The sequence below is a fragment of the Dorea sp. MB18-49 genome, from assembly GCF_023669465.1.
Classification (GTDB): domain Bacteria; phylum Bacillota; class Clostridia; order Lachnospirales; family Lachnospiraceae; genus Dorea_A; species Dorea_A longicatena.
Genome location: NZ_JAMOYX010000093.1, coordinates 1 through 2,578, shown reverse-complemented (window position 1 = coordinate 2,578; position 2,578 = coordinate 1). Strand labels below are relative to the sequence as shown.

Sequence of the window (2,578 nt, the reverse complement as noted above, 5' to 3'; positions counted from 1 at the left end):
CGGTACAAATGGATAGTTAGGTAAGAAGATAAAGGTTGTTTAATTGTTAAAAGCTCTTGCGGAAAAAAGCATTTTAAAATAATATATGATTGTAAGAGATGTATAATTTTTACAATGGAGAATAAGATATGTTTGGTAAGAACCAGATCATACAAAATCTTGTTGCGTATCTGCGTTATCAGAATCTTTATGCGATAAAAGAAAAGTGCCAGCACGGATCCATTCAGGTTCCATACAGTTACTATGACTGCGGTATACCGGATTATTTTACGAGTGTACCGCTGCACTGGCACAGTGAAATGGAATTAAATTACATAAAATCTGGAAATGGTTTTTTCAAATACGAGGATCAGACCATCTCTGCCAAACTGGGAGACATCTTTCTGATCCAGCCCAACGTCCTTCATGCTATCATGTCGGATGAGCACAGCTCTTTTTTTTATGATACCATTGTTTTTCATCAGAATATGCTGGTGGGAAGTTACGATGACCGTTGTTATACAGATATTCTGCTGTCGATCTTTTCTTCCAGACGAAGAGTTCTGGTCCCTGTATCTCAGGCCCCCCGGGGTATCATGAACTCCATGATTCGGTCCGGACTATTATGCAGTGTGCGCACAAAAATCTTGCAACGTCTGATCTGTTACTGAAAGGCGAACTGCTTCGCTTATTTTATCTGCTGGCATCGACACCGGGACTCTGCACCGAACACACGGTTTCGACAGAATCCCGGATGACCGAAACACTTCGGCTTGTTCTCACTTATATACAGAAACATCATTCTGAATCTGTCACCATAGAGCAGCTGGCAAAGATCGCTCATATGAGCAGCAGTTACTTTATGAGCTGTTTCAAACAGAATTTCGGTCTCGGAGCCATTGAATATCTGAATCAGGTACGTATCCGATCAGCATGCGACCTTCTGCGCAATACGGATCGCAGTATCTCCGACATTGCTTTCGATACCGGATTTCATAACCTTTCAAATTTCAATCGACAGTTTCGCACCAAGGTAGGATGTTCTCCTCAGACTTACCGAAAAGAATCCGTTCTTTCCTGATAGATCCAGTAAGTGATCATCAACATGATCCAGGCGCCGATCCAGGCAGATACTTCTGCCAGAGCAACACCACGAAAAGCCAGATATGGAGTCAGCAGCTTTACCATGACCACTCGAAGAGACACTTCCAGGACTCCTGAAAGCATCGGAACAAACGTATGTCCCATGCCCTGACACCCGTTGCGGAACACAAACAGCCATCCCAGAGGAAACAGACAGATGCCTGTAACCGCCAGAAAATCTCTTGTGTAAGAAATAATCGACGCATCATTCAACATGAAAGAAGTCAGAAACTCAGGAATACACAGCAACATCAAAGCCAGTGGAATATTTATCAGGATCGTCAGGATAACTCCTTCCCGGATACCGGTACGTATTCGCTCCTTTTTTCCGGCACCATAATTCTGTCCCACAAAAGTAAGAAGTGCCAGGCCCACTGTATTTGCCGGCTGTTCAAAAAGACTGAGGATCTTGGTGCATGCCGCATAGGCAGCCACATAGCTTGTTCCCATATTGTTGACAAATGTCTGCAATACCATTCCACCCACTGCAGTGACAGAATTCATAACGGCAACAGGCAGACCTTTCAATGTCAGTCTTTTGATGATTACACTCTGTGGTTTCCAGTCCGTTTTTTTCGGGATCAGATTTTTTTCCCTTCCTATGTAGTAACAGCAGTAAAGCGCAGACAGAACCTGTGCCAGAACAGTGGCTAACGCTGCGCCAAAAACACCCATATGCAGCGGAAAAACGAATAACAGATCCATCAGAACATTAGCAATGGCGGAAATTATCATTGCAAGCAGAGGCACCCGGCTGTTTCCGACGGAACGCAGAAGTGTCATGGCAAAATTATTAAAAATTGTAATGGTAGTTCCCGCAAGAATTGTTCCGAAATATTGCAGTGTTTCCGTCATCAGATCTTCCGGTGTATGGAGAAATGTAAATAATTGCCGCATGAAGGCCAGACTTACCACTGTGATCACAATCCCAATAGCCAGACAGATCCAGACAGACATTGCCAGCTCCTTACGAAGTTTTTCATAATTGCCACTTCCAAAAGACTGAGAAATACAGATTCCCAATCCTCCTGTCAGCCCAATTGCGAAACCAATGATCAGAAAATGTACGGAACCGGTATTTCCGACTGCTGCAAGTGCCGTATCGCCAATTCCTTTTCCCACCACCATAGAGTCTGCAAAGCTGTATAACTGCTGAAACAGATTTCCTGCCAGGATCGGCAGAAAAAACTGTACCAGTAAACGCATGCAGTTTCCCTGCGTCATATCATTCGTCGTGTTCTTACCCATTATGTTACCTCCTGATGTCTAAACGGTACTCTCCAAATACTGTCTGCTTTTAGCCAGTATTTTACTACTGAAATGATACTTTTTCTATGACATTACTATGCTGAAATATTAGCAGAAAGTTTCTTGTTTAAATTTTTTATGATGTTTTCAGAGTTATCTTTTGAATAATATCTCATTTTTGCTGCCGATAAATAGTCTATAATAATAC

General features: G+C 42.7%; 3 protein-coding genes. 2 read left to right on the top strand and 1 reads right to left on the bottom strand.

The window, feature by feature from the left end; translation table 11 throughout:
- The first annotated feature begins 128 nt into the window (after positions 1-128).
- Complete coding sequence (locus tag NCY30_RS14830) at positions 129-650, top strand: AraC family ligand binding domain-containing protein (RefSeq protein ID WP_250818875.1); 522 nt, start codon at positions 129-131, stop codon at positions 648-650.
- A complete protein-coding gene (locus NCY30_RS14825) occupies positions 605-1,060 on the top strand; it encodes a helix-turn-helix domain-containing protein (RefSeq protein ID WP_250818874.1) in 456 nt (151 codons plus the stop codon). Before NCY30_RS14830 ends, NCY30_RS14825 begins: the two co-directional genes overlap by 46 nt.
- Here NCY30_RS14825 and NCY30_RS14820 read toward each other — a convergent pair.
- A complete protein-coding gene (locus NCY30_RS14820) occupies positions 1,033-2,370 on the bottom strand; it encodes an MATE family efflux transporter (RefSeq protein WP_055158048.1) in 1,338 nt (445 codons plus the stop codon). The two genes, NCY30_RS14825 and NCY30_RS14820, sit on opposite strands and share 28 nt — an antisense overlap.
- Positions 2,371-2,578 lie beyond the last annotated feature (208 nt).

Excerpts from the sequence above, each read along its gene's own strand:
- NCY30_RS14820 (WP_055158048.1), bottom strand. The coding sequence starts at position 2,370 with ATGGGTAAGAACACGACGAATGATATGACGCAGGGAAACTGCATGCGT.
- NCY30_RS14830 (WP_250818875.1), top strand. The coding sequence starts at position 129 with ATGTTTGGTAAGAACCAGATCATACAAAATCTTGTTGCGTATCTGCGT.
- NCY30_RS14825 (WP_250818874.1), top strand. The coding sequence starts at position 605 with ATGCAGTGTGCGCACAAAAATCTTGCAACGTCTGATCTGTTACTGAAA.